Origin of the sequence: Streptomyces ferrugineus (assembly GCF_015160855.1) — a bacterium.
Taxonomy (GTDB): domain Bacteria; phylum Actinomycetota; class Actinomycetes; order Streptomycetales; family Streptomycetaceae; genus Streptomyces; species Streptomyces ferrugineus.
In genome coordinates, this window is record NZ_CP063373.1 from 1481389 (window position 1) to 1507988 (window position 26600).

The following is a 26600-nucleotide window of genomic DNA, read 5'->3' on the forward strand; positions in this document are numbered from 1 at the left end:
GTGGCCGAGCACGACCGCTCCCCCCACGGCGGCCGTCTCGTGACGGTCGTCGTCTGGACCGTGCTGCTGCTCGGGCTGTGGCTGTGGGGGCGTGAGGTCACCGACGTCCGTCGGCCCCCGTCCGCCCCGGTGTCCGGCGACGTGGCGGCGATCGGACGCCCGGCGTCGCCCCGACTGCCGCCCGCCGCCCGGCCGTTGGGCGACGCCCTGCCGCAGCGCCTCGACATCCCGGCGCTCGACCTGCGGGCACCCGTCGTCGCCCGCGGGCTCGACGCCGACGGCGCCCCCGATCCACCGCCCTACCGGCAGGCCGGCGCCGTGGGCTGGTACGCGGCCGGAGTGAAGCCCGGAGCGGCCGGGGCCGCGCTGCTGGTGGGGCACCTCGACACCGAGCGCCGGCCCGCCGTCTTCCACCGCCTCGGCACGCTCGGCCCGGGCGCCACGGTGCGCGTGCTGCGCGCCGACGGCAAGGTCGCCGAGTTCACCGTGGACGACGTCCGGGTCGTCGGCCGCGACCGCTTCGACGCCCATCGTGCCTACGGCACCCACCGCCCCGGCCGCGCCGAACTGCGCCTGATCACCTGCGCCGGCACCTTCGACCGGGCGACCCGCAGCTACACGGCGAACGTGATCGTCTCGGCGTATCTGACGGGGAGGGGGCAGTAGGCCGCCCGAGCACGCGTGCCGGGTCGGGACGCAGACGGGACATCCGACGCGCGCCCCGGGGCGCCACCTGGCCCGGTCGACGGCCTGCTCCCCCCGAAGCCGCCGACCGGGCTGGTCCTCGACCGCGGGCGCACGGGCTGCGGGAGTAACCCGGCGACCGCGCGGGAGGTCTGGTGTGACCGTGACCCGGTGGAGTCGGTCCGACCGGGGGCCGGGGTCGTCCGTGGTCGACTCTAGAACGGATGACCGCCCCGGGCCCAGAGGAATCGACAAGGGCTCGCTACGTGATTCCCCGCCTCCCGGGTGGCTGTAACAGCTCCCCGACAAGGCCCGGCGACCTCGTGTGCCTCACGACAGGTATGTCAGGATTGAGCCTTGGAACAGAGCACCCGAGGGGGAGCTGGATGTACCTGAAGAGGGGGGCCTGGAGGGGCGCTCGTGCGCGGACGTCCGCGATGGTGCTGGGGGCGGCACTGATGATCGCGGGCTGTACCTCCGGGGACGGAGACGAGCCGGACGACAACGCCGGCGCCGGGATCAGCCAACAGCCCAAGGACACCGACCCGTTCTGGGTGAACCCGGACGGGAACGCGGCACAGCAGGTGGCCGCCTATATGAAGGACGGCAAGAAGGAGGACGCCGAGGAGATCCGCAAGATAGCGCAGCAGCCGACGGGCGAGTGGATCGGCCCGGAGAACCCGGAGCAGGAGGCCCGCGGCTACACCGAGGCCGCCGACAAGGCCGGCCGTACGGCGCTGCTGGTCCTCTACAACATCCCGCACCGCGACTGCGGCCAGTACTCCCAGGGCGGCGCCGCCGACGGCAACGCCTACCGGGCCTGGATCGACGGCGTGGCCAAGGGCATCGAGGACCGGGACACGACGGTGATCCTGGAGCCGGACGCGGTGCTGCACCTGGTGGACGGCTGCACCCCGGAGGAGTTCCACGAGGAGCGCTACGACCTCCTCAAGGGCGCCATCGCCAAGCTCAAGTCGCTGAAGAACACCAAGGTGTACGTGGACGCGGGCAACGCCGGCTGGGGCCACCCGGACCAGATCTTCGAGCCCCTGAAGTGGGCCGGCATCGACCAGGCCGACGGCTTCTCGGTCAACGTCTCCAACTTCTACACGACCAGGGACTCGATCGCGTACGGCAAGCAGCTCTCCGCCAAGGTGGGCGACAAGCCCTTCGTGATCGACACCAGCCGCAACGGCAACGGCCCCTACACCGAGGGCGATCCGAACGAGCGCTGGTGCAACCCGCCCGGCCGTGCGCTGGGGGAGTCCCCGACGACCAAGACGGCCGACCCGCTGGTCGACGCGTATGTGTGGGTCAAGCGCCCCGGTGAGTCGGACGGCGAGTGCAAGGGCGGTCCGAAGGCGGGCGAGTGGTGGGCGGAGTACGCCCTCAAGCTCGCGAAGGCCACCGAGTAGGACCTGGACCGGGACCTGGACACGACTTGGGGGCGCCCACCGTGACGGAGGGCGCCCCCAAGTGCGTACCGGCTACGGGACCCTGACCCACTGGGCCTTGCTGGGCGTCCCCTGGTCATCGGTCACGAACAGCATGTACCACCCCGACGGAACCAGATTCCGGTTCGTCGGCACATTCACCGTGATCTTGTCGCCGGACTTCTTGAAGTCCAGCGCCACCGACCGCTGGTCCACGTCCGTGACGTGCGTGGACGCGCTGGGCCTGATCAGCCGTACGTTCTCGATGGACGAGGCGTGCTGCGAGGTGAACGTGCCCTTCCCGCCGCGCTTGATGGTCTGCGGGCCGCCGGACAGCGACGGCTGCGCGTCCCGGTAGAGATACGGCGGCGTGTAGATCTCGATGCGCTGCTCGAACTTGCCCGGCTTGGTGTTGGCCTTGTCGGCGTACAGCGAGTCCGAGCCGAAGAACATCACCCGGCCGTCGGGCAGCAGGATCGACCCCGAGTGGTAGTTGCGGCCCACCAGCGGGTCGGCGACCCGGTCGAGCCGGTTGGTGTCCGGGTGGTAGATCCGCGCCTCGAGGATGTTGGAGTCGCTGCGGCCCCGGTAGTCCTCGGAACCGCCCGACACCAGCACGGTGTCGTCCGGCAGCACCGACGACTGCGGATACCGCGTGCCCTTGTCCAGCGAGGGCCCGTCCACGAACTTCGGGCTGTCCGCCTTCAGATCGATGATCCGCGTCTTCTCGCTGGACTCCTTGGACTCGCCGACGCCACCGCCGCCGATCACCATGTACTTCTCGTCCTGCGCCGGCGGCAGCAGCACCGTGCCCGAGGTCTCCATCAGCTTGGGGTCGCTCAGCCCGGGCAGCTTGGTGAACTTGTTGGTGTCCACGTCCCAGATGCCGGGGTCGCGGCCCACGTCGTCGGGGCCGTAGCCAGCGTTGGAACCCGAGTAGAAGATCTTGCCGTTCTCCAGCGGGAACAGCGCCGGGTACGTCGGGAACTGCCGGATCTTCTTCGTGTACGTCCACTTCTTGGTCTTCGGGTCGTACACCTCGTTCTTGCCCGGCACCAGCTGGCCGATGTCGTCGAGGCCGGAGACGCTGAGGATCCTGCCGTCGCTCAGGGTGGTGAGCGTCGGGTACCAGCGGGCCTCCTTCATCGGGTCGACCTTGATGTACTTCTCGGCGACCGGGTCGAACTCGTAGGCGTCCCGGATGCCCTGGAAGTCCTTCTTGTCGAGGGCGAGCTTCTGCGCGATGCCGTACGTGTTGCGCGCGTCGGCGCCGGACAGGCCCTGCACCCGGTAGTTGTCCTGGGTACCGGTCTCGTACTGTCTGCCCTTCTTCTGCGCCTCGACGTAGATCCGGCCGAGACCGGGGTCGTTGCGCAGGAACTTGCCGGTCGCCTTGTCGAAGACCTTCTTCGCGCGCGGCACCAGCACCGGGTCCTTGGAGACGAACGTCTTGCCGTTCTCCTTGCCGGTGAACTTGGTGCCCGCGGGCAGCGTGATCGGCTTGTCCGGGTTCTCGTTGTGGACGATCATCAGGCCGCCGGCCTTGGTGACGTCACCCTTGAGCTTCTCGTACCGCTTCGTGCCGCCCGCGATCAGCAGGTTGCCGTTGGCCAGCTGGGTGTGGCCGGTGCAGAACAGGTCGTTCGGCGTCGGCACCTTCTTGATCGTGCCCTTGACCGGGTCCCAGATACGGGTGTCGTACTTCTTCGCGTCGAAGTTGTCCTGGTTGTTGCCCGAACCAGCGACCAGCAGCACCTTGCCGGTGTGCAGGAGCGCCGCGTGGATGGTGTTCTGGCGGTACTCCTCGGGAAACTCGATGATCTCCCACTTGCCGTTCTCGGCTTTGTACTCGGGTCTGTTGATCTGGTACTGGTGGTATTTCTCGGTGCCGACGCGATAGAGCCACGGCCCGTTCATTCCGGCCAGCGCGAGCACCACCGCCGTGCCTATCGCGAGTCGACGGGCGCGGCGGCGGCCTGCACGGTCGTTCATTCCTTACGTCCCCCAAGTCCACCAAGGGCGATCTGCATGGTCTGGTCGTTGCCGCCGCTGCCGGACGCGGCCCAACTCGGCTTGTGCTGGGCGTGCGGGGCGTGCGCCGCGTGCTGCGTGGGCAGCGGCTGCGGTTGCGGCTGCGGCTGGTACGGCGCGGCCTGGGCCGGGGCGGGCTGGGCCGGCACCGTCGCGGCGGGCTTCTTCCTCTCCTGACGCAGCATGTAGCGCCAGGCGAAGATCGGGGTCGCGGTGATCAGCATGGCGAAGGTCGCCCAGATGATCATCGCGGGGTGCGAGTGCCCGTACACGAACCCGGCGGCGATGGACGCACCGAAGATCACGATGAAGTACCAGTGGTACCGGAAGGTCGCGAACCACCGGTCGGGGCTGGCGGAATCGCCCTTGGGCGTGACGACGAACTTGCTCTTGCGGCGCAGCACGGAGTCGAAGAACGCCTTCGCGTACAGCGGCGCCGACAGCGCGGACATCACCATGCCGGCGACACCGCCGGAGCCCTCGGGCTCGTGCGGCGAGACGTTGTGGCGGCGGTTCCAGACGTACAGGCCGATCTGGAGCGCGGAGGCGTTGCCGTAGAGCATCAGCCAGATCGTCGGGTCGATGTTCACACCCGAGGCGCCCAGGCCCAGGAACAGCGCGCAGCTCAGCGCGGCCAGGATCCAGTTGAGGGCGGACATCGGGTAGAAGATGATCATCATCGTGTAGTTGAAGAGCTTGCTCGGCGGCAGCGAGTACCAGCCCTTCCAGTACTGCTTGAGGATCGTCTCGTACGTCCCTCGCGACCAGCGCATCTGCTGGGTGAAGAAGTCCGTCCAGGCGCTCGGCCCCTCACCGACGGCCAGCACGTCCGGCGTGTACACGGACCGCCACTTCTTGCCCGTGGCCGGGTTCTTGTGGCGGTGGATCTCGAATCCGGTCGCCATGTCCTCGGTGATCGAGTCGTACAGACCGCCGATCTGCTTGAGCGCCTTGATGCGTACGGCGTTCGACGTACCCACGAACATCGGGGCGCCGTAGCGGTTGCCGGCGCGCTGGATGAGGGCGTGGAAGAGGAACTGCTGCGACTCGGCGGCCTTGGTGACGAAGTTGTCGTAGTTGCCGTACACCTGCGGGCCGATGACGAAGCCGACGTTCGGGTCGCGGAAGAAGCCGAGCATCCGCTCCAGGTAGTTGGGCAGCGGCACGTGGTCGGTGTCGACGGAGGCGAAGAAGTCGTAGTCGTCGCCGTGCGCGTCGAGCCAGGCGTTGTAGTTGCCGTGCTTGGTCTTGGCGCGGTGCGGGCCCTTGGCCTGGTTCCACTTCGCGACGCCCTTGCGGGAGAAGTGGTGCACGCCGAGCCGCGCGCAGACCTCCTTGACCTCCGGATCGTCGCCCTCGTCGAGCAGCCAGACGTGCAGCAGACCCCGGTGGCGCAGCTTGACGGCCGCCTCCAGGGTCTTGGTCACCATCTCCAGCGGCTCCTTGCCGGGCACGAAGGAGGTGAGGAAGGCCACTCTCGTGCCGGTCTCCGGGACCACCGGGATCGGGTCGCGGGCGACCAGGGTGGCGTGCGCGTTGGACACCACGTTCATGCAGCGGAAGAACTCGATCAGGCCGATCGAGACGAGCATCACCATGTCGAGCGTCGGCAGGAAGTCGAAGGCGGGATAGTCCCGTTCGGTCCAGTGCTCGGGCTGCAGCAGCCAGAACAGCAGGACCAGCGAGAGCACCGGGGCCGCGGCCAGCATCAGCGCGACCCTGATGCGGTGCGGCTCCTGCGAGATCAGCGAGCGGTACTGGACCCGGTACGGCTTGTTCGGGTCCGGCTGAGTGAGGGGACCGGCCAGCCTGCTGTAGTGCTTGTAGTCGTACTTCGGCAGCGTCTTCTTGATCCGGCGGAAGGCTCCGGTCCGGGTCTGCGAAGGCACCCGTAGCTGGGTGGTCTGAGACGGGTCGAAGTTCTGCCGGGCGCCCGTCGGCGTCGACGTCATGAGTCATCCCCCCACACGCGGATCACGCGTGTCTGTCGGTTCCTTGTACGGCTGTTCCGGTCCCCCTCGACCTTCACAGGCGTATCAGTGGTGGGCCGCAGTCACCACATCCTCCACACCTTAGACATGGAAACGCGACCTTCCGGTTGCATCATGCCCCCCTCGGCATGCGGTCATGAACGGGACCCCCTACGCCCCGCAAAAACCGGCAACCGGCTCCTTGCCCCCCAACTGCCGCGTATCCGCAGCATCTTGATAAACCCATCCCCAGGGTTCTACGGCGTTCCACATGATCGCAAGATGCGAAACGAGGTGTTTACCGGTCATACGCGCTCATTGTGGCACCTGTGGGGGTGTTGTGTACCCGTTGTGGACACGCGGGCGCGGATGTTGCCGAAGTGCTCTCGTATCGCCTCCTCCGCCCGTATCGCGTCGCCCGAACGCACCGCGTCCACGATCTCCCGGTGCTGCCGGCAGGTGACCAGGGGATCCTGCGGGGCACCCCCGAGGTCGGTGTGAACCCGGTGAAAGGCGTCCCAGAACGCCTCCATCACCTCGCCGAGGAGCGCGTTGTCCAGACCTCGGTAGAGAGTGGCGTGAAACGCCCGGTCGGTCTCGGCGATCCCGTCGCCTCCTCGCGCGGCCTGCTCTTCCATACGGCCGACGAGCGCATCCAGTTCAACGAGGTCGGCGTCCGGTATCCGCCCCGCGAGCCGCGACACCAGCCCGGTCTCCACGGCCTCCCGCAGCTGCACGAGCTGCAGCAGGGTGTCCTCGCCCCGGTAGTGCCCCGCGACCGTGCGGAAGGCGAGGCCCTCGACCATCGGCGCCAGCGACATCGTGCCGACATACGTCCCGAACCCGTGCCGGATCTCCACGATGCCCATGGCCTGCAACCCCTTGAGCGCCTCACGCACGGAATTGCGACTGGCACCCAGATGCTCCATCAGCTCGGGCTCCGTCGGCAGCGGGGCCCCGGAGGCCAGCCGGCGGTCGATGATGAGCTTCTTGATCCGCTCCTGAAGGTCACGCGCTGCCATGGCCAGAGAGTATCCGGCCAAACACGCGAACAGCCCCTCGCGTGCACGAGGGGCTGCTTGTCTGTGCGCCGCCAGGGACTCGAACCCCGGACCCGCTGATTAAGAGTCAGCTGCTCTAACCAACTGAGCTAGCGGCGCGTGCTGACGCCGTCGACTCTACATGACCTCCGGGGGTGCTCCTGACCACGTCACCGGGGTGGGGCGCGGGGGTGCCGGGGGCGATGTAAACCATTCGGACCGTCAACATGCGAGTCCGGAAGACAGTTGACAAACTGACGGGGTGTACAGCCGCGGACATTTCCAACTGGAGTGTGAGGGGAATCGCATGGAGGCTCGGGCTCCGGTATTCGAGGAATTCGACCCGGTGAGTGACTGCGACTGCCCCGGATGCGTTCACTGGCAACGCGTCCTGCCGCATTCCCGGGCCGGCCGCCACCCCGCCGCCCACCGGGCGCTGATTCTCGCCGCAGCCGCCTCCACCACCGTCGTCGTCGGGCACACCGCCCCGGCCCTCGCCGCCCCCCACGCCCCCGACCGGCAGGTCGTTCCCGCAGGTGACGAGCCCAATACTCCCCAGGGCGGCAAGGCCCCGCTGCACGGTCCGGGTGGGAAGCCGGGCAAGCCGTCCGGGGTGGTCAAGGCGCCCTCGACCACCCGTGCCGAGATCATCAAGCGAGCCAAGAAATGGGTCGCCGCGAAGGTGCCGTACAGCATGTCCAAGTACTGGTCGGACGGATACCGGCAGGACTGCTCGGGCTTCGTCTCGATGGCCTGGAGCCTGCCCGGAAACGAATGGACGGGCAGTCTGGGGCAGTACGGCGTGCGAATCTCCAAGGGGGATCTGCAGCCCGGCGACATTCTGCTGTTCCACAATCCGGCGGACCCCCAGAAAGGCTCGCACGTCGTCATTTTCGGCGGCTGGACGGACCACACGCGCACCTACTACGTCGCCTACGAGGAGGCGCCCCCGCACGCCCGCCGGCAGGCCACGCCGTACGCCTATTGGAAGCACTCCGACCGCTATGTGGCCTACCGCTACAAGGGGCTCACGGGCGGCACGACGGGCAAGGATCCGGTCAGCGGGGAGCAGGAGGGCGGGAAGGCGGACGGGGGGAAGTCCGAGGGCGGGAAGGCGGACGAGGGGAAGACGGACGGGGGGAAAACGGACGGCGGGAAGTCCGACAGTGCCAAGCCCGCGGGGCCGAAGCGGCCGGCCGCCTACCCCGGACGGGCGCATTTCGGGCCCGGGGCCAACAACAAGCACGTCACCCGACTCGGCCGCATGCTCGTCGAGCGCGGGGCCGGCCGGTACTACACCTCCGGCCCCGGTCCCCGCTGGTCGGACGCGGACCGCCGGGCCACCCAGGCGTTCCAGCTCGCGCAGGGCTGGCGGGGCCAGGACGCCGACGGGCTGCCGGGGCCACGGACGTGGGCGCTGCTGGTGGCGGGCAAGGGCAAGGACATCTCGGCCGGGGCGGGCGGAGCCGGTCCGTCGGAGCAACCGGCGTCGCACGGGGTGCCCGGCTACCCGGGGCGGGCGATGTTCCGGCCCGGCGCCGACAACGAGTACGTCACTCAGCTCGGCGAGCAGTTGGTGAAGAAGGGGTTCGGCAAGCACTACGAGACCGGGCCGGGCCCGCGCTGGGGCGAGGCGGACCGGCGCGCCGTCCAGGCATTCCAGCGCACCCAGGGCTGGCGCGGCGGCGCGGCGGACGGCTACCCGGGGCCGGAGACCTGGCGGCGGCTCTTCTCGTGACTCGACGCCCCGGCCGGCCCGACGCCTCACGGCCTGTTCCGAGATCCCCGTCCGCGCCCCGACGCCCGGCACGCGCAGCACAGGCCCTGACCGACCCCACATCCCGGCGACGACCGTTGTGACGCATCTGGCGCGGAGGCTGGAGCACCCATGACCACGACCACTTCTCACACGCCCGAGCCCGAGGGGCTCGCGGGGGCGGCCGAGGGGCCCGCCCGGCCCGGGCGGCTGATCCAGAACGAGGCGACCACCGAGATCCCCGTCCATCTGCTGTTCCGCGACGAGGCGGGCCCGGTGTCGGTGCCGCTCAGGCCGACGGTCGTGGCGCGCCGGCAGGGCACGGGGGAGCAGCCGCGGCTGCGCCGCCCGTCGCCGCCCAAGCCGCGTCCCGAGCCACAGGTCGACCCCGAGCTGGTGGAACAGCCCGCGCGGGTGCTGCCCGGGGCGGCGGGGGTGCTCGCCGGGGTCTGCGGGGCGGCAGGGTGCCTGGCCGCCTCGTGGTGGGCCGGGGTGCTGCCGCCGCCGGCGGCGCATGCGCTGGGGTTGCCGGCGGCCGCGGGGGCGGGGCTCGGCCCGGCGCAGTGGGCGGCGTACGCGGGGGCCGTGGCCCTGGGGCTGTTCGGCCTGGGCGGGCTGGCGCGCGGGCGGACCGGACGGGCCTGGGTGCTCGGGCTGTTCGGGCGCTACCGGGGCACGGTCCGGCGCACCGGCCTGATGTGGGTGAACCCCCTGCTGCTGCGCCGCCGGGTCGACGTACGGCTGCGGCACTGGCGCAGCGAGCCGATGCCGGCAGCCGACGGCAACGGGGTCGCGCTGCGGGCCGTCGTCCTGGTGGTGTGGCGGGTGAAGGACACCGCGCGGGCGACGCTCGGGGTGGAGGACCACGAGACATATCTGCGCGAGTGCGTCGAGGCGGCGCTGGCCCGGGTGCCGGTGGAGATGCCGGGCGCCGCGCGGGGGTCGGCCGAGGTGGCCGCGGACACCCTGACCCGGTTGGTGGTGCGGGACGCGGGGGTCGTCGGCCTAGAGGTGTTCTCGGTGCGGCCGGCGCGGGTGGAGTACGCCCCCGAGGTCGCCGCCGCCATGCACCGCCGCCGGATCGCCGCGCTGGACGCGCAGGACCGGGCCACCCTGGTCACCTCCGTCGTCGACTCGGTGGAGGACACGGTGACCCGGCTGACCATGCGGGGCCTGGTCGACCTCGACGACTACGAACGCAAGGCGCTGGTGAAGGACTTGACGGTGGCGTTCTGCTCGGGGCGCGGCGAACAAGCTTCGTGATTGGTATGGACATGTTCAATAGTCAGCAATAATCTGAGACTTGGTCTAGACCTGCAAGCTCACCGAACTTCCCCCACGTTCCCAGGAGCAGCAGCATGCGCAGAAAGACCAAGTGGTACGCCGCCGCGCTCGGCCTGACCACGGCCGGAGCCCTCGTGCTCTCCTCCGGCGGCGCGAGCGGCCACGGCTACACCGACCTCCCCATCAGCCGGCAGAAGCTCTGCCAGAACGGCACCGTGACCAACTGCGGCTCCATCCAGTGGGAGCCGCAGAGCGTCGAGGGCCCGAAGGGCTTCCCCGGCTCCGGCCCGGCCGACGGGCAGATATGCAACGCCGGGCTCGGCCAGTTCAGCCAGCTCAGCGCACCGCGGACGCCCTCCGGCGGCGCCTGGCCCACCACCAAGGTGACGGGCGGTCAGAGCTACACCTTCCGCTGGCAGTTCACCGCGATGCACGCCACGACCGACTTCAAGTACTACGTCACCAAGCCGGGCTGGAACCAGAACCACAACCTGGCCCGCTCCGACCTCAACCTCACGCCGTTCTTCACGGTCCCGTACAACGGGCAGCGGCCGCCGTCCACGCTCTCCCACAGCGGCACCCTGCCGTCCGGGCTGAGCGGCCACCACGTGATCCTCGCGGTGTGGACGATCGCCGACACGGGCAACGCGTTCTACGCGTGCTCGGACGTCACGTTCTGAGGTCCTCCCCAGTCAGCGCCCAGGCCGGCGTGGGTGGGTTCCTCCCACGCCGGCCGAAGCCCGGGACTTCCCGCGGCCGTAGCGCTCCACATCTGACGGTATGTCAGCTACCGTGCGCCCCCATGGAGTCCAGTGAACGGCGCACGGTCGCGGAACTGGTGGCGGCACGGTGGGGCGACCACCGGCCGGGGCTGTGGTTCGAGGAGAAGGCGCTCACCCGGCACGAGGTGGCCGCCGGTGCCGCCGCCCGGGCGGCACTGCTGGCCGACCTGCTGCCACCCGGCGCCGAGCCGCATATCGGCGTCCTCCTCGACAACACCCCCGAGTACCCGATGTGGCTCGGCGCGGCCGCCCTCGCGGGAGCCGCCGTCGCCGGGATCAACCCCACCCGCCGGGGCCCCGAACTGGCCCGCGACATCCTGCACACCGAGTGCCGGGTCCTGATCACCGAGCGGGCCCACCTGCCGCTCCTCGACGGCCTGGAACTGCCGTGGGGGTCCCCCCGCGCGAGCGCCGTCGAGCGTGGGGGAGTGCGCCTGCTGACGACCGACTCGCCGGAGTACGACGCCCTGCTCGCGCCCTACGCCGGCGCCCGCCCCGACCCTTCCCGCGCCACCCCGCACGACCGGCTCCTGCTCTACTTCACCTCCGGCTCGACCGGCGCCCCCAAGGCCGCGATCTGCACCCAGGGCCGGCTGGCCGCCGCCGGGCACTCACTGGCCGACCAGTTCCACGTCCGCCCCGACGACGTGCACTACATCTGCATGCCGATGTTCCACGGCAACGCCGTGATCGCCGACTGGGCCCCCGCCCTCGCGGCCGGCGCGGGCGTGGCGCTGCGCCGGCGGTTCTCGGCGTCGGGGTTCCTGGCGGACGTGCGGCGGTACGGGGCGACGTACTTCACCTACGTCGGCCGGGCGATCCAGTACATCCTCGCCACCGAGCCGCGCCCCGACGACCGGGACAATCCGCTGCGGCTCGGCTTCGGCACGGAGGCGGGGGCGGTGGACGCCGCCGCCTTCGAGGCGCGGTTCGGGGTGCGGCTGGTGGAGGGGTACGGGTCCTCCGAGGGCGGGGCCGCCGTGCAGTGGTCGCCGGGGACGCCGCCGGGAGCCGTGGGGCGGGCGGCGCCCGGGCTCGTCGTACTCGATCCGGAGACCTGTGCGGAGTGTCCGCCGGCCGTCTTCGACGCGGGCGGGCGGCTGGTCAACGGGGACGCGGCGATAGGGGAGCTGGTCAATCGGGGGCCGAGTCCCTTCGAGGGGTACTGGCGCAACGCCGAGGCGGAGGCCGAGCGGCGGCGGGAGGGCTGGTACTGGACGGGGGACCTGTTCTGCCGGGACGCCGACGGCTATCTGTACTTCGCCGGGCGCGGCGACGACCGGCTGCGGGTCGACGGGGAGAACCTGTCCGCCGCGATGATCGAGAACATCCTCGCCCGCTACGAGGGCGCGGCGGCCGTCGCCGTGTACGCGGTGCCGGATCCGGTGACCGGGGACCAGGTCATGGCGACGGTCGCGGGCGAGTTCGATCCGGTCGGCTTCGCCGGGTTCCTGCTGACCCAGCCGGATCTGGGGACGAAGATGGCACCCCGGTTCGTGCGGGTGGTGGAGCGGATGCCGGTGACCGCCACGAACAAGATCCATCGGGCGGGGCTGCGACGGGAGGGGGTGCGGTGCGCCGACCCGGTGTGGTGGCGGCCACCCGGGGAGCGGGAGTACCGGAGGCTGACCGAGGCGGATCTCCTGACATACGTCGAAGGGCCCCTCGCTCCCACGAGAGGCCCTTCGGAAGTGCGCCGCCAGGGACTCGAACCCCGGACCCGCTGATTAAGAGTCAGCTGCTCTAACCAACTGAGCTAGCGGCGCATGACTCCCGCCGACCGCGTGTGCTGTGCCCTCGCGGTGGCGACGAAGAAAATACTACCTGGTCCGCAGGGGTGCTTCCGACCACCGTCAGATGGCGAGGCTGAGCAGCACCGGCGCCGCGTTGCGGTTCAGGGCGTCCGCCGCCTGGCGCAGGCGGTGCGCGTGCTCCAGCGGGAGGGACAGGGCCAGGCAGCCCACCGACGAGCCGGCCGTGATCGGGACGGCCGCGCACACCGTGCCCACCGCGTACTCCTGGAGGTCGAGGTGGGGCACCGTCGGCGGCTGGGACGCCAGGCGGGAGAGCAGCACCCGGTCGCTGGTGATCGTGCGCGAGGTGAGGCGGGCCATCTTGTGCCGGGAGAGGTGGTCGCGCCGGCCGTTGTGGTCGAGCTGGCCCAGCAGGCTCTTGCCGATCGCGGTGGCGTGGGCCGAGAAGCGGAAGTCGACCCACTCGTTGACCACGGGGGTGGCCGGACCGGCCGCGAACTGGTCGATCCGGACCTCACCGTCGATGTACCGGCTGATGTAGACGGCCGCGCCGACCGAGTCCCGCAGCCGGTCCAGGGTGTGCTGGAGATGCTCCCGCAGGGCCTGCTCCCGGCCCTGGGCGGAACCGAGGCGGGCCAGGGCGTCGCCGGTGACGTACGCCCCGTCGGCCACCTGCTCGACGTAGCCCTCGCGGCGCAGCATCCGCAGGAGGCTGGTCAGGCGCTCCATGCCGATGTGGGTGTGCCGGGCGAGTTCGGTGTCGGTGACTCCGGTGGTGTGCCGCACCACGGTCTCCAGGATGCGCAGGGCGTCCTGGGCCGAGTGGTACGGCGCGGTCGGCTCGTGCTTAAGCGCCACGGTGTTTCCCCCTGCGGTCGCTACGGTGGGCCGGATTCCAGTCAGCCAATCATTTCCACGATAACGGGCAAGAGGCTTGTAGTGAGCGCTTGTTGACGAGAATGCGACGCCCTCATCTGCGGCGCCTGACTAGGGCATATGCCAGAGTCGGGCGCCGCGGCGCGTCGTCACAGCACAGCGCTGAGGAACTCCCGGGTCCGGTCGTTCTCGGGGTCGTTGAAGATCTTCTCCGGGGTGCCGGTCTCGATCACCCGGCCGGAGTCGAACATCAGGACCTGGTCCGAGATGTCCCGGGCGAAGTTCATCTCGTGGGTCACGCAGAGCATCGTGATGTCGGTGGAGCGCGCGATGTCCCGCAGCAGGTCGAGGACGCCCGCGACCAGCTCCGGGTCCAGCGCGGAGGTCACCTCGTCCAGCAGCAGCACCTGCGGCCGCATGGCCAGCGCCCGGGCGATCGCCACCCGCTGCTGCTGGCCGCCGGAGAGCTGGCTCGGGTACTTGTCGATGTGCTCGGTCAGGCCCACCATCTCGAGTAGCTCGCGGGCCCGCTGCTCGGCCTCCTCCTTGGGCAGGCCGAGGACGGTGACCGGCGCTTCGGTGATGTTGCGCAGCACCTTCATGTTGGGGAAGAGGTTGAACTGCTGGAAGACCATCCCGATGTTCTTGCGGACCTCGCGGATGTGCTTCTCGCCGGCCGGGACGAGGTCGCCGTTCCTCTTCTCGTGGGTGAGGTACTGCCCGCCGACCTTGATCGTGCCCTCGTCCGGTTTCACCAGGGTCATCAGCAGCCGCAGGATCGTCGTCTTGCCGGAGCCCGACGGGCCGATCAGCGTGACGTGCTTGCCGGAGGCCACGGAGAAGTCGAGCTTGTCGAGGACGACGTTGCTGCCGAAGCGCTTGGTGACGTTGTCGAAGCGGATCAGCTCACTGCCGTCCACCGCGGGGTTGGGCGTTTCCTTCGAGAGGCTGCTGTCAGCGGACAAGACGACGCTCCAGGGCTCGGATCAGGAGGGATGCCGGATAGGCGATGACGATGAAGGCCACGCCCACGACGGTCAGGGCCTCCGTGGTGAATGTTTCGTTGCTGAAGGCCTGGGCCTCGCCGAGCATGTCGAAGGCGCCGATGGTCGCGATCATCGGGGAGTCCTTGAGCATGGCGACGACGTAGTTGCCCAGGGGTGGGACGACACGTCGGATCGCCTGCGGCAGGATCACCGCCCGCCAGGTGCGGCCCTTGGACAGGCTCAGCGCGGTGGCCGCCTCCCACTGGCCGATGGGCACGCCGCCGATGCCGGCGCGGTAGACCTCCGCGGTGTACGTGGAGTAATGCAGGCCGAGGCCGACGATGCCGGTGGTGAGCGGCGACATCGAGGGGCCGAAGTTCGGCACGACATAGAAGAGGAAGAAGAGCTGCACCAGTAGCGGCGTATTGCGGATGAACTCCGTGATCGCCGTCACGGGCCAGCGCACCCAGATCTGGGAGGACCGCTGTGCCAGGGCCCACACCAGGCCCAGCGCGAAGGCGATCAGCGTGCCGATGGCCAGGGCCTGCAGGGTGACCAGCACGCCGTCCCAGAAGCGCGGCATGAAGTCCTCGACGACTGCCCAGTCCCAGTTCATCCCATACCTCCCGCGGACTGCGAACCAGCCTGCACGCTCTCACCGCGGGCGCTCAGCTTCCGCGTGATGAAGCCCGTCTCCTCCGGGGTCTGCCCGATCCCGGCCTTCGCCCTGCGCTCCACCAGCCGCATGCCGCGGGTGATGAGGAAGGCGAGGACGAAGTAGAGGACCAGCAGAAGCGAGTAAACCGGGGTCGTCTCGTTGGTACCGAGCCGGAGTAGGTTCCCGGCGAAGGTCATGTCCGCCACGGTGATGACGGAGACCAGCGCGGTGCCCTTCAGCAACTCGATCAGCAGGTTGTTGAAGGGCGGCACCATCTCGGGCCACGCCTGCGGCAGCTCGATGAGGCGCAGCCGCTGCCAGCGGGTGAAGTTGAGCGCGATACCGGCCTCCCGCTGCGCCGGGGCGACGGCGGCCAGCGAGCCGCGGACGATCTCCGAGCCGTACGCGCCGTAGGTGAGGCCAAGCGCACTGACGCCCGCCCACATGGGGACCAGCTGCCAGCCGAAGAGCGGCAGTGCGAAGAACATCCAGAACATCAGCACCAGCGCCGACATACCGCGGAAGATCTCGAAATAGATGCCGGCGACGAAGCGGACGATCCAGAACCGGGAGGTGCGGGCGAGGCCGATGCCGAAGGCGATGGCCGCCCCGAGGGCCGCAGCGTACACCGTGACCTGGATGGTGACCCAGATGCCCGGAAGGAACCAGGTGGTGAAGAATTCGGAACTCATCATCCGGCACACAGCTCCTTCGCCGTCAGATCGGTCATCTCGGCCCGACCGAAGCCGAAAGGCTCGACGATCTTCAGAAGCTCCTTGTAATTGTCTTCCTTGAGCTTCAGCAACTCCTTGTTGAACGCGTCGCGGAAGTTCTTCTCGGACTGCCGGAAGGCGAATCCGCCCGCGCCGTAGGCGGGCTTGCCGTCCACCATCGGCTGGAAGGCCTCGGTCGCCGAGGCGCGGGAGGCGCCCTTCACCGCCGTCTTCACCGTGATGTTGGTGCCCGCGAAGGCGTCGACACGGCCCTGGGACACCGCGTCGAGACCGGCCACCTGGTCCGGGAGGACCAGGATGTCCGTGATGCCCGCGGCCTTGGCATAGTCGATCTCGGCGTACGCCTTGCCGGAGGCGAGCCTGAGACCCTTCTTCTTGATGTCCTCGTACGTCTTGATCCCGTGCGGATTGCCCTTCTTGACGATGAAGGCGTCCAGCATCAGATAGTCCGGGTCGGAGAAAAGGACCTGTTCGCACCGGGTGGGGTTGATGTACATACCGGCCGACACCACGTCGAACTGCTGCGCCTTCAACCCGGGAATGAGCGCGCCGAAGTCCACCGGCACTGGCTTGACCTCGTCGATGCCGAGCCTCTTGAAGATCACCTCGGCGATCGCGGGAGCCTCACCGGTGGCCTTCCCGTCGTCTCCGACGTATCCGAACGGTGGCTCGCTCGCGATGCCGATTTTCGCCACGCCCCGGTCTCGGAGCGTGTCCAGCAGGCTGCCTCCCAGCACCTTCCCTTCCTCGGGGACACGGCTGCAACCAGCCACCCCGAGAGCCCCAGCAGCACCCAACGACGCCGCTCCTGCGAGCAGTGAGCGGCGGCTGAGTCCTCTGTGGTATCCGTTATCGGTTCCTGATCGGTTTGCGTGTGGTCGAGCCATGGGCGCGCGACTACCCGAAGAACGTACAAGGTATGCGGATCAATTCGCGCCCTTGCCTCAATCGTGCTATTTCCGTTGTGCTGGCCGGTGCATGGGGGCGGGCGGTCTTGACCGCACGGGGACGATGGGGTCATGACGGATCGCTTCATCGAAGTCTCCCTCACCAAGCGGGGAGTCCAGTGCACTGCGAGACTGCTTGACGACCGGGCGCCGCTGACCTGCGCGGCGGTGTGGGACGCCCTGCCGCTGGGAGGCGAGGTCTACCACGCGAAGTATGCGCGCAACGAGATCTACGCCCTTTTCCCGCCTTTCGCGGCGCAGGAGCCACCTCTGGAGAATCCCACCATCACCCCCATTCCTGGCGACCTGTGCTATTTCTCCTTCGCGGGCACGGAGCTGGGAACCAGGGCGTACGGCTATGACACCGACCTGAGGCCCGGCACCACGGTCGTCGACCTCGCCCTCTTCTACGAACGCAACAACCTGCTGCTGAACGGGGATGTGGGCTGGGTTCCGGGGATCGTCTGGGGCCAGGTGATCGAGGGCCTCGACACGATGGCCGAGGCCTGTAACGACCTCTGGCGGTCGGGGGCAATGGGGGAGACGCTGAGCTTCCGGAGGACCTGAGGTCGTCCCGCTCACAGCGCCCCGCCCAGTCCGGTTCCGGCCGTCGGCGGGGCGCGCTTCTGCGTGCTCCGAGGGCTTCAGCGCCCGTTCGCCGGAGCCCGGGCGGCCAGTACCGGGATGGCAGCGATCTTCGCGGCGTCCAAGTGTTCCCACACCAGTCCAGCCGGGCGGTGGGGCGCTGGGCACGAGATCACTTCGTCGGGCGTGACGATCAGGTCTACGCCGAAGTCGTGATCGGTCGCCGGGAGCTCCTCGTCCAGCACTTGAAGCGAGTGAACCGTCGAGACGACCACCGTCCGGTTGCTGATCAGTCCGGCCTCCATCAGGAACGCGAACTCCAGGTCCGAATACCCGGCACCCTTGCCGATGCGCACGCCGGCCCGGTTCACGGCGACACTGCCGACGACCACCATGTCGACTGGCTGGAGATCAGCCACATCGATCCGCGGAGCCACGGTCGCCGCAACTTTGCTGGAGGCCGCTTCCTGCGGAGGGACGGGGAGCGCGGCGGGATCGAGGAGGTAGAAGGGGTGCGGGTCGGCGAGCTTCGGCACCGCCATGAAGACGGTCTTCCCCTCGGTGAGCGCGCGAGCCCGGACCGGCAGCTGTGCCTTGTCCGGCACGGCCTTGACGACGCGGGCGTCGCGCCAGGCTGGCAGTTCGGCCAGTCGATGTGCGGCGGCTTCGGATCCCTTGAAGTTTGGGATACGGCCGTGCGCCGTCGCGTCCAGGACGGCGTCCTCCGCGTCGAGCAGATCCCAGACGCGCTCGCGTACTCGTTGCTTGTCCTGGTCTAGATGTGTGCGCACGTCGGGCTCCTTCATGCCGTGGTCGTCACGTCGCTTCCATCAACGCCATCAGCCGGTCCTGCGCGTCCTGCACCGCAGGCTCGTTGCGCCATGGCCGCATCTCTCGGGCGGCTCGGAAGACGATGTTCATCCCACCGCCTCCGCGCGTGCCATGCAGTTCGCTTACAGCGTCGTTGAACGCGGCGAGTGCGGCGTCCAGATCCCCGTCGCGAAGTCGAGCCAGCGTGAGGTTGCCGAGGACGATCGCCCGGGACTTGCGCCTGTCGTACAGCTCGGCTGCGGTCTGGGCGAGGAACTGCTCGGCTTTGCGGTAGTCGCCGAGCGATAGGTAGCACGATCCGGCCAAGCGGCCAAAGTGCGTGGGTGAGAAGAGCTCGTGGGCCACGTCCGCACCGTGTGCCTGGCCCAAGTGCCTCTCGGCGCCCTTCAGGGTACGTTCGCACTCGCTTCCCTCACCCAGATAGGCATACGCCTCCGCGGCGTGCAGCATGGCCAGCCCCGTAAGGACGTGGCTGGTGTGTCGGGCCGTACGGGCTGCCCGGAGCGCCAACTCCAGACCCTCCCGATAGTCACTGGCCCCGTACAGGGCCACGTAGCAGGTCCGTAAGAGGGCGTGCCCTTCCGCGTTCGGATCGCCGAGATGGCGAGCCACGTCCACGCTCTGCGCGTAGTACGAACGGGCCGTCGAATGGTCCTTCCGCTGCGAGGCATCCCAGACGAGTTGCCCCATGAAGGTCGCCGCATCCGCTTGGAGGATTCGCATCTCGCGCTGAACCCGCCCGGGCGGGGCCTCTCCGGCAAGGGAGGCAACCGTGCTCGCGTGCTCGCCGGCACGGGCCAGCAGCGTGGCGGAGGGTACGCGGTCGTAGCGCTCGCCCAGAGAGTTCATGCCGTCCCGGAGTTCAGCCACGGTTGAGAGATCCACACGAGACGGATAGCGCATGGCGTACGCCATGCGCTCCGCAAGAGGTTGCTCGTCGGTGGACGAGACCGCAAGGAGAGCGCTCAACTCCTCGTTGCTGACCTGGAGAACCTCCGCCAGCCGCGGCCGAATCCAGGGTTGGGGCGCCACTTTCCCCGACTCCCAGCGCGTGACGGTGGACCGCTCAACCCGCAGCGCTTCGGCGAGGCCCTCCTGCGTGAGGCCCACCGCCCGACGGCGGCGCACCAAGCCATGCCGTTTCAAAGCCATGGAGCAATCTCCCCGCCTAGTTCTTCGTGACTCGTGAGGGCGAAACTTCCCTGGTCATGCCTGGTGATGCGTCATGAATGCCTCATCCGTGCGCCAATTCTGCTCTGGTTCGCAGCGGCTGGGAGCGGTTCCGTGGAGCTCCACCGAACGGGTTAGGCACCCCACGCGCCACCGCATCCGGGACGGAGAACGTCATGGCACCACCCACACACAGGCCCCGGCAACAAGCGCCACTGCAAAGGGCGTTCGGACATGACACGTCGTCCGTGAGCGAGGCACGGAAGTTCGCCGAGCAAACCCTTGATGACTGGGGCATCACCGACCGTGTCGACGATGTCCGGCTCTGTGTATCGGAGTTGGCCACCAACGCCCTGCTTCACGGCACTCCCGGCAGCGGCGGCATCCTCGTTCGGATCAGAACCGGCGACCATCTAGTGCGCGTCGAAGTGCGCGACAACAGCTCCGCACTGCCCAAGCAGCGCTTCCCGGACGACGAGAGCCCCACCGGGCGCGGGCTTCTGCTCGTGGCCGCATGCGCCGACGGCTGGGGCGTCGACAGATACGCGGAGCACAAGGTCGTGTGGGCCGATTTCAAGATCGATACAACCGAAGCGATGAAGGTGATCTCGTGCTGACGCCCTCCCGCCCGAGCGGCCTCTGGGTACCCGAGGCGTCGAGGGCCGACATCAAGGCCCCACTGACCATCCGTACCTGGATCGGCGCCGACCCACGCGGCCAAGGGATCGGCTTTGTCCTCCTGGCTCATCCGCCTATGACCTCCCACGATGCTGCCTGCGCGGACATCCACCGGCGAATGAGAGCTCTGGCCTTCGCCGCCGGACTCCGCACTCCCGACCAATCCGTCGCCGACCTGGGCACATGCCTCACAGCCCAGGACGGTGCCGTATGTCTTCGGCTCGTACGCATCAACAAGTGGCTCTCACTCCCCACGCACGAGCACTGGAGACGGCTGCTCCTCATGCGCCCTGAAGCCGCGCTCGTCATTGGCCTGGCCCCGCTCGATGTGCACGCTGCCGGAGAGGAAGCCGACCGCTATCTCGACGGCTGCCTGCATGACGGCGAACTCATGGTCGGCCGTGTGCACGCCGAACGCGTGACGGGAGATGCCACGGCCGGACAGACGCTCACGACCTGATGCGCGACCTCATCGACTGCCTCGGCATCTGGTCAGGGCCCGGGCTCCGTCGGACTCGGCGCAAGGCCCGCCGCTGGATCGGCACCCGTCGGAAAGCGGCCCCTCCACCGATGCCCCAGCGGATCCTTCCCGCGCCCGCCCTCTACGTGCGTCGCCCACTGCCGGCACACGCGCAGGAGCAGATGCGCCCGATCGACGGGCACTCAGTCGCCCCTCGCACGGCCGCTCACGAGCGACGCGTCCAGGACACCACCCCGAGCTTCTCACGGGCCCAGGAGGCTGCGCCGCCCACTGTGTGGCGGAGGAGCGCGATGACGGCAATCCCTCAGATGAGAGTGCAGGAGCGATCACGAGTCTCGCCCAAAGGCTGGTCAGATGCGGCCTCTGCGGGTGCTTTGTACGGTGCTCCACCGTTCGCTCCGAACCGTGTCTGTGGCGTGACGAAGCGGAGTGTGAGCGTACAGCGGTGCGCCGGATCTGCGTCGACGCCGCCGCCTGCTTCTCTCGCACCGTCGAACCGGACACCTGGGTCCGCCTCGGGGTCATCGTGCCGGTGGGGCGGGAGCCCGAGGCAGATGCGGCGCTGGCCCGGTGTCAGTTGTGCGACATCGCCGCACGGGTCGCCGACCTCGACATCACCCGTTACCTGGACGACGGCGGTGTCTGGTTCGAGTCGATCACATGCAGCGACGAGGACGCCTGCTTCGCCCGCCAGACCATCTACCGGCGCATCCCGCCACAGCCCCCGCGATGACTCCCGCTCCGGGCGGCCGACAGCTTCCGCCACCTGGAGCGGGGCCCCACCCCGGCACCGCCGAGGACGCCGGTCTGGCGGCGCCGGCGCACCACCGATGCGCTCCCGTCGGGCGTCTCAACCGAGCGCATCCCTACCGCAACCCTTCTACACAACAGAAAGAGGCAAGTTCGATGGCAACACCGATCAACGGCACCAGCGCGGCCCTGGAGCTGGATCTTCTGCTGCACTCACCGGACGGCGAGTCTCGCGGACTGTTCATGAGGGTCGGCGATGTCTTCCCACTCAACCCCATCCGGCACATCCTGGCCAGCAGCGACGAGCAGGCGAGCGAGGTCCGGCCGTGGGGATTGCGGTTCCTGACCATCCCGCGGCCGACCGCCGGCGCACACGAGGGCGGCTCGAAGACGACCAGCGAGGGCTCACCGGACGGCAGCGGTCCGCAGCAGGAAGAGATGCAGGACGACTGACGAGGGGGCTGTTATGACACGAACCGTCTTGGTCCTCACCGACGAGGAAGACCGCACCGCCAGCCGCGTCACTGCCGAACTCGCCCTGCGCGGCGTGCCCGTGGCGCGCGTTGACGCGACGAACTTCCCCACCAAGATCAGTATGTCTGCGGAGATCGGGACCGGCGGTGCCTGGTCGGGGAGGCTGAACGACACAGAGACCGGCCGCGAGATTGTTGCCCTGGCGCACGTGGGCAGCGTCTACTACCGGAGGCCGACCCAGTTCACACTGCCTGAAGGCATGTCCCGGCCCGAACAGCTCTTCGCGTACGGCGAAGCCCGGCGCGGCTTCGGCGGCGTCATGCAGGCGCTCAGCAGCGCCCGCTGGGTCAACGATCCGGTCGCCGCCGCCCGCACCGAGTACAAGCCGAACCAACTTGCAGCTGCGGCAGATGTGGGACTCACCACCCCGCGAACGCTCATCACGAACGAGCCCGAGCGCGCGCACCACTGGGCCAAGGAACTCGGCCGCCCGATCGTCTACAAGCCGCTCGCCGGGATCTGGCACGCCGACGAGGGGCAGATCCGCATCATCTACACCTCGCCCGTCACCAACCCCGACGACCTGCTCGACCCCGCCCTGGGGCACACAGCGCACCTCTTCCAGGAGCAGATCGACAAGGACCACGAGGCGCGCGCCGTGGTGGTCGGCGACCGCGTCTTCACGGTCGCCATCGACGCGGCATCTGACGCCGCCCGTACCGACTGGCGCTCGGACTATGACGCGCTGAGCTACCGAGTCATCGAACTGCCCGAGGAGGTCTCGTCGCGACTCGTCGAACTCCACCGGCGGCTGGGCCTAGTCTTCGGGGCAGTAGACCTTATCCGCGACACCTCCGGCCGCTGGCTGTTCCTGGAAACGAACCAGAGCGGTGAGTGGGGGTGGCTCGCGGCCGGGACCGGCATCGGCGTCGCGGATGCCCTCGCGGACCTCCTCAGCGAGGGGAACAGCCCATGACGAACACGACCGACGGAGGGCGCGCGCAGACTCTTGCGGACCGCCTTGCCGCATCGGGTCAGCTCACCGCACCATGGCGGGCCGTCTACGAGGCGGTGCCGCGGCACCTGTTCGTGCCAGACGTCGCTTGGGCGGTACCCGACGGACCCGAGCCGGGATACGCCATCGACCGCGACCAGGATGCCGCCCGCTGGTGGGACGCGGTGTACTCGGACACCTCGATCGTCACCCAGATCGACGACGGCGCGGGCGACCTTCGCACCGGCAAGGGCACGCCGAGCTGCTCGTGCTCGGCGCCGGGCATCGTCTTCTCCAGCCTCGATGTGCTCGACGTACACGCCCACCACCGAGTGCTGGAGATTGGGACCGGCACGGGGTGGACAGCCTCCCTGCTCTCCTGCCGCGTCGGCGAGCGGAACGTGGTGTCCGTCGAGGTCGACGCACAGGTTGCGGCCCAGGCGGACAAGAACATCACGGCCGCCGCGTACGCACCTCGCCTGATCGTGGGCGACGGGGCCGAGGGCGGGCTGGACGGGGCACCGTACGACCGCGTACACGCTACGTGCGCGGTCGGGACGATCCCCTACGCCTGGGTGGAGCAGACCCGCCCCGGCGGAGTGATCGTCGCCCCCTGGGAGCCGCTCTACGGCCCTGGTCAGCTCGCCCGGCTCGTTGTCGACGGCGACGGGCGAGCGGTTGGCCGCTTCCCCGGGTTCGCGTCGTACATGATGCTGCGTTCCCAACGGCACACGACGCTATGGGCACCGCACCATACCGAGGCAGCCCGCCAGGCGACGACCCGCCTCGACCCCCGGGCCGTCGCCATCGGCCCGTACGCCGCGGACCTGGTGGTCGGTGCGCTCGTGCCCGGGGTCGCCCGTATCCCGGCCCCGGCCGACGATGGGTCCGGCGCCTTTTCGCTCCTGCTCGTTGAAGCCGACCAGGACGACGGCGCATGGGCGGCGGCCGACTACGCCCCAGGGGAACCCGAGTACCGGGTCACCTGGCACGGCACTCGCAACCTCTGGCAGGAGGTCGAAGACGCCTACCTCACCTGGGTGTCGTGGGGACAGCCGGACCGCGACCGCCTCGGCATGACGGTCACACCCGAGAGCCAACACCTGTGGCTCGACCACCCCGACCACCGGCTCACCTCCATCTGAGCGTGCCGGTGTCGCAGGATTGCGCCTCGCCCCTGACCGCATCCGGAGGTCGGGGGCGTTCGGCTCGGCGCTACTGCTCTGTACACGTGGTTCGTCAGCGATCACAGAGTGTTGCAATCACGGCATGTGGCCATCCGTGACCGGGCACGATGGCGGGATGGATTCAGAGGTACTCGCGACTTGGATCGCCGCTGGCGCAGCGCTCCTGGCGGGTGTCATGGCGCTCATTGCGTCTGAACGCACGGCTAGGGTGACCCGCAAGGCAGCAGAGCACGGAGCCACGACAGCGTTGGAGGCCGCGCGGCAGACTGCTCTGGCGACGGTGGAGGCGGCATTGGCGCAAGCTGACGCCACGCGGTCCGCGGGAGTGCAGCAGGCGCTCGCTGAAGCCGATGGCGCACTTGCAGTGGAGCGCCGAGGCGAACAACGCGCAGCCTACGAAGAGTTGCTTGAGGTGGCCCTGGACTATCTCGAGGGTGCACGTGCGGTGCTTCTGTCAGTGCGAGCCCACCACATGGCTGTCGGGATGAGAGCCCTGCGTTCCATGCGGGAAGGCGGCGCCGGCACGGACGACGAGCTCCAGGAGCCGCTTTCTCTGGAACCGCGTCTTCTCGCTGATCTCCGGCGGGCGGTGTCTCGGCTAGCGATGAAGGGTGGACCAGATGAGGTCCTGAGGACGGCAGCGGAGATCCGACGCGCATGTGTTGAATCGCACAATCGTGTTCGCCTACTGCGCCAGAACGCTATCGCGATGCACCGTGACGGAGGCTGGCTCCTGGATGACGGGACCGTCCTCATCCCTGTGACCCCTGGGGAAGCTTCCGGCCTCGTTCTTCCAAACCCGGATGAGGAACAGGAGCAGGCAGAGAGCTCACTGGCGGAGGTCTCGCATTGGCTCAATCGGTTCGCTTCAGAAGCTCGTTCTTACGCAGACACGAGCCTCCTTTCTCCGGCGCCGTCCTGACGGGCTTGCCAGAGTCGGAAAGCTTCCATCGGCCCACCGGCAGTCCGTCCCCGTCCGTGCCGACGGGGACGGACGCCGCTGGCTGCAGGTCAAAGCGTTTCATGGCGCCCACCAGCTCTCAGCTCCCCGCCCTCTGGTCCGAGCTAAGAGGGGGAAGCCCCGGACCGTTCGTTGTGAATGATGCGACGCGATGGAGACGCCACCTCGGTGACCCCGGCCGCGTACAGTGCGTGCGCCGCCCGCAGCACCAGGTCGTCCCGGTGCCGCGCCGCCACGATCTGCAGGCCCACCGGCAGCCCGTCCCCGTCCGCGCCGACGGGGACGCTCGCCGCCGGCTGCTGGGTCAGGTTGAAGGGGTAGGTGAACGGCGTCCAGCCGGTCCACCGGCGGTGTCCGGAGGCCTTGGGGACCTCGGTGCCCGCCTCGAACGCCGTGATCGGCAGGGTCGGGGTGACCAGCAGGTCGTAGGAGTCGTGGAAACGGCCCATACGGCGGCCCAGTTCCATACGGACGTCCACCGCGGCCAGATAGTCCAGCGCCGAGCGCCGGGCCCCGGCCGCGCAGATCTCCCTCAGCCCGGGGTCGAGCAGCTCCCTCTGGTGCGGGCCCAGATGCTGGGTCACCCGGGCCGCCCCGGTGAACCACAGGGTGTGGAAGGCGTCCACCGGGTCGGTGAAGTCGGGGTCGGTCTCCTCGACGTACGCCCCCAGCCCCGCCAGCCGCTCCACCGCCCGCCGCACCGCCGACGCGACCGCCGGACGCACCGCCACCTGGCCGCCGAAGGACGGCGAGTAGGCGACCCGCAGGCCGTGCACCCCACTGGACAGGGCCGTGACGAAGGAGCCCGGCGCCGACGCGAGCGCCGACCAGTCGCGGGAGTCGGGCATGCCGATGACGTCCAGGAGCAGCGCCGCGTCCGCCGCGTCCCGGGTCATCGGGCCGACGTGCGCCAGGGTGCCGAAGGCGCTCGCCGGGTACAGGGGGACACGGCCGTACGTCGGCTTCAGGCCGAAGACGCCGCAAAAGGCCGCCGGGATACGGACACTGCCGCCGCCGTCCGTGCCCAGCGCGAGCGGGCCCGCGCCGAGCGCCACGGCCGCCGCCGCGCCGCCACTGGAGCCGCCGGCGGTGCGGGTCGGGTCGACGGGGTTGCGGGTGACGCCGGACAGCGGCGAGTCGGTGACGCCCTTCCAGCCGAACTCGGGGGTGGTCGTCTTGCCGAGGAAGACGGCGCCGTGCTCGCGCAGCCGTGCCACGGAAGGCGCGTCCTCGTCCCAGTGGCCCTGGTCGGAGATGGTCTTCGAGCCCTTCAGCGTCGGACCGCCGCGCATCAGCAGGATGTCCTTCACGGTGACCGGGACCCCGTCCAGCAGACCGGCCGGGGCGCCGCGCCGCCAGCGCCCGGCCGACTCGCCGGCCTGCGCGAGGGCCTCGTCGGCGGTCAGGCGTACGAAGGCGTTGACCTCCGGCTGGATCCGCTCGGCCCGCTCCAGGGCGGCACGGGTGGCGTCGACGGGGCTGAACTCCCCTTTTCGGTAACCGTCGAGGAGTTGTACGGCGGTCAGTTCGGTGAGATCCGTCATGGGGCGCCCT

The 26600-nt window shown here is 69.2% G+C and carries 24 protein-coding genes and 2 tRNA genes; 13 read left to right on the forward strand and 13 right to left on the reverse strand.

Annotated elements, in window-relative coordinates; genetic code table 11:
• Both IM697_RS06880 and IM697_RS06885 read left to right on the forward strand, forming a co-directional pair.
• Positions 1-666, forward strand: a complete 666-nt coding sequence (locus IM697_RS06880; protein ID WP_194045681.1) for a class F sortase — start codon at positions 1-3, stop codon at positions 664-666.
• Between the two features lie 404 nt (positions 667-1070).
• The gene (locus IM697_RS06885; protein ID WP_194045682.1) at positions 1071-2099 is read left to right on the forward strand and encodes a glycoside hydrolase family 6 protein; all 1029 of its coding nucleotides are present in this window, start codon (positions 1071-1073) and stop codon (positions 2097-2099) included.
• A gap of 72 nt (positions 2100-2171) precedes the next feature.
• Here the strand turns inward: IM697_RS06885 and glxA are convergent, their stop codons facing one another.
• The 4 genes from glxA to IM697_RS06905 all read right to left on the reverse strand — a co-directional run bounded on the left by glxA (position 2172) and on the right by IM697_RS06905 (position 7278).
• Entirely contained in the window at positions 2172-4109 is a 1938-nt protein-coding gene (glxA, locus tag IM697_RS06890) for a radical copper oxidase GlxA (protein ID WP_194045683.1), read from the reverse strand.
• Entirely contained in the window at positions 4106-6100 is a 1995-nt protein-coding gene (locus tag IM697_RS06895; RefSeq protein WP_194045684.1) for a glycosyltransferase family 2 protein, read from the reverse strand. Before IM697_RS06895 ends, glxA begins: the two co-directional genes overlap by 4 nt.
• A gap of 323 nt (positions 6101-6423) precedes the next feature.
• Positions 6424-7140 (reverse strand): FadR/GntR family transcriptional regulator, encoded by a 717-nt coding sequence (locus IM697_RS06900; RefSeq protein ID WP_194045685.1) that lies wholly within the window; start codon positions 7138-7140, stop codon positions 6424-6426.
• A gap of 64 nt (positions 7141-7204) precedes the next feature.
• Positions 7205-7278: transfer RNA gene (locus IM697_RS06905), tRNA-Lys, on the reverse strand.
• A gap of 187 nt (positions 7279-7465) precedes the next feature.
• Between IM697_RS06905 and IM697_RS06910 the strand changes: the two genes are divergently transcribed.
• The 4 genes from IM697_RS06910 (at position 7466) to IM697_RS06925 (ending at position 12707) form a co-directional block, all read left to right on the forward strand.
• The gene (locus IM697_RS06910) at positions 7466-8896 is read left to right on the forward strand and encodes a peptidoglycan-binding protein (RefSeq protein WP_194045686.1); all 1431 of its coding nucleotides are present in this window, start codon (positions 7466-7468) and stop codon (positions 8894-8896) included.
• Between the two features lie 150 nt (positions 8897-9046).
• On the forward strand, positions 9047-10177 hold the full coding sequence (locus IM697_RS06915) for an SPFH domain-containing protein (RefSeq protein ID WP_194045687.1): 1131 nt from the start codon (positions 9047-9049) through the stop codon (positions 10175-10177).
• A 95-nt stretch (positions 10178-10272) separates the two neighbouring features.
• Entirely contained in the window at positions 10273-10878 is a 606-nt protein-coding gene (locus IM697_RS06920; protein ID WP_194045689.1) for a lytic polysaccharide monooxygenase auxiliary activity family 9 protein, read from the forward strand.
• Positions 10879-11000: 122 nt separating this feature from the next.
• Positions 11001-12707: an AMP-binding protein gene (locus IM697_RS06925; protein ID WP_194045691.1), complete on the forward strand. Its 1707-nt coding sequence runs from the start codon at positions 11001-11003 to the stop codon at positions 12705-12707.
• Here IM697_RS06925 and IM697_RS06930 read toward each other — a convergent pair.
• The 6 genes from IM697_RS06930 to ehuB all read right to left on the reverse strand — a co-directional run bounded on the left by IM697_RS06930 (position 12673) and on the right by ehuB (position 16875).
• Positions 12673-12746 (reverse strand) — tRNA-Lys (locus IM697_RS06930). The genes IM697_RS06925 and IM697_RS06930 overlap by 35 nt on opposite strands.
• Positions 12747-12833: 87 nt before the next feature.
• Positions 12834-13592: an IclR family transcriptional regulator gene (locus IM697_RS06935; RefSeq protein ID WP_194045693.1), complete on the reverse strand. Its 759-nt coding sequence runs from the start codon at positions 13590-13592 to the stop codon at positions 12834-12836.
• Between the two features lie 167 nt (positions 13593-13759).
• Entirely contained in the window at positions 13760-14575 is an 816-nt protein-coding gene (ehuA, locus tag IM697_RS06940; protein WP_194045695.1) for an ectoine/hydroxyectoine ABC transporter ATP-binding protein EhuA, read from the reverse strand.
• Positions 14565-15212 carry an ectoine/hydroxyectoine ABC transporter permease subunit EhuD gene (ehuD, locus tag IM697_RS06945; protein WP_194045697.1) on the reverse strand — a complete coding sequence of 216 codons (648 nt, stop codon included), beginning with the start codon at positions 15210-15212 and terminating at the stop codon, positions 14565-14567. The genes ehuA and ehuD overlap by 11 nt, the downstream gene beginning before the upstream one ends.
• Positions 15209-15949, reverse strand: a complete 741-nt coding sequence (gene ehuC / locus IM697_RS06950; RefSeq protein WP_194045699.1) for an ectoine/hydroxyectoine ABC transporter permease subunit EhuC — start codon at positions 15947-15949, stop codon at positions 15209-15211. The genes ehuD and ehuC overlap by 4 nt, the downstream gene beginning before the upstream one ends.
• Positions 15946-16875 carry an ectoine/hydroxyectoine ABC transporter substrate-binding protein EhuB gene (gene ehuB, locus IM697_RS06955; RefSeq protein ID WP_194045701.1) on the reverse strand — a complete coding sequence of 310 codons (930 nt, stop codon included), beginning with the start codon at positions 16873-16875 and terminating at the stop codon, positions 15946-15948. The genes ehuC and ehuB overlap by 4 nt, the downstream gene beginning before the upstream one ends.
• 132 nt (positions 16876-17007) lie before the next feature.
• On the opposite strand from ehuB, the gene IM697_RS06960 reads away from it, so the two are divergent.
• On the forward strand, positions 17008-17502 hold the full coding sequence (locus IM697_RS06960; RefSeq protein ID WP_194045703.1) for a DUF3830 family protein: 495 nt from the start codon (positions 17008-17010) through the stop codon (positions 17500-17502).
• 77 nt (positions 17503-17579) lie between these two features.
• Here the strand turns inward: IM697_RS06960 and IM697_RS06965 are convergent, their stop codons facing one another.
• Both IM697_RS06965 and IM697_RS06970 read right to left on the reverse strand, forming a co-directional pair.
• On the reverse strand, positions 17580-18326 hold the full coding sequence (locus tag IM697_RS06965) for a 5-formyltetrahydrofolate cyclo-ligase (protein WP_194045705.1): 747 nt from the start codon (positions 18324-18326) through the stop codon (positions 17580-17582).
• A gap of 10 nt (positions 18327-18336) precedes the next feature.
• Positions 18337-19503, reverse strand: coding sequence for an NsdA family TPR-like regulatory protein (locus tag IM697_RS06970; protein ID WP_194045707.1), 1167 nt, complete (start codon positions 19501-19503; stop codon positions 18337-18339).
• A 266-nt stretch (positions 19504-19769) separates the two neighbouring features.
• On the opposite strand from IM697_RS06970, the gene IM697_RS06975 reads away from it, so the two are divergent.
• From IM697_RS06975 to IM697_RS07000, 6 genes are all read left to right on the forward strand, one after another.
• Positions 19770-20138, forward strand: coding sequence for an ATP-binding protein (locus IM697_RS06975; RefSeq protein WP_265582705.1), 369 nt, complete (start codon positions 19770-19772; stop codon positions 20136-20138).
• Positions 20132-20659, forward strand: a complete 528-nt coding sequence (locus IM697_RS06980) for a hypothetical protein (protein WP_194045711.1) — start codon at positions 20132-20134, stop codon at positions 20657-20659. The genes IM697_RS06975 and IM697_RS06980 overlap by 7 nt, the downstream gene beginning before the upstream one ends.
• Positions 20660-21125: 466 nt before the next feature.
• The gene (locus tag IM697_RS06985; protein ID WP_194045712.1) at positions 21126-21413 is read left to right on the forward strand and encodes a hypothetical protein; all 288 of its coding nucleotides are present in this window, start codon (positions 21126-21128) and stop codon (positions 21411-21413) included.
• A gap of 173 nt (positions 21414-21586) precedes the next feature.
• On the forward strand, positions 21587-21883 hold the full coding sequence (locus tag IM697_RS06990; protein WP_194045714.1) for a hypothetical protein: 297 nt from the start codon (positions 21587-21589) through the stop codon (positions 21881-21883).
• Between the two features lie 28 nt (positions 21884-21911).
• Positions 21912-22880 carry an ATP-grasp ribosomal peptide maturase gene (gene tgmB / locus IM697_RS06995; RefSeq protein WP_265582706.1) on the forward strand — a complete coding sequence of 323 codons (969 nt, stop codon included), beginning with the start codon at positions 21912-21914 and terminating at the stop codon, positions 22878-22880.
• On the forward strand, positions 22877-24043 hold the full coding sequence (locus IM697_RS07000; protein ID WP_194045718.1) for a methyltransferase domain-containing protein: 1167 nt from the start codon (positions 22877-22879) through the stop codon (positions 24041-24043). Before tgmB ends, IM697_RS07000 begins: the two co-directional genes overlap by 4 nt.
• A 1107-nt stretch (positions 24044-25150) precedes the next feature.
• On the opposite strand, the gene IM697_RS07005 is transcribed toward IM697_RS07000, so the two are convergent.
• Complete coding sequence (locus tag IM697_RS07005) at positions 25151-26590, reverse strand: amidase (RefSeq protein ID WP_194045720.1); 1440 nt, start codon at positions 26588-26590, stop codon at positions 25151-25153.
• Positions 26591-26600 lie beyond the last annotated feature (10 nt).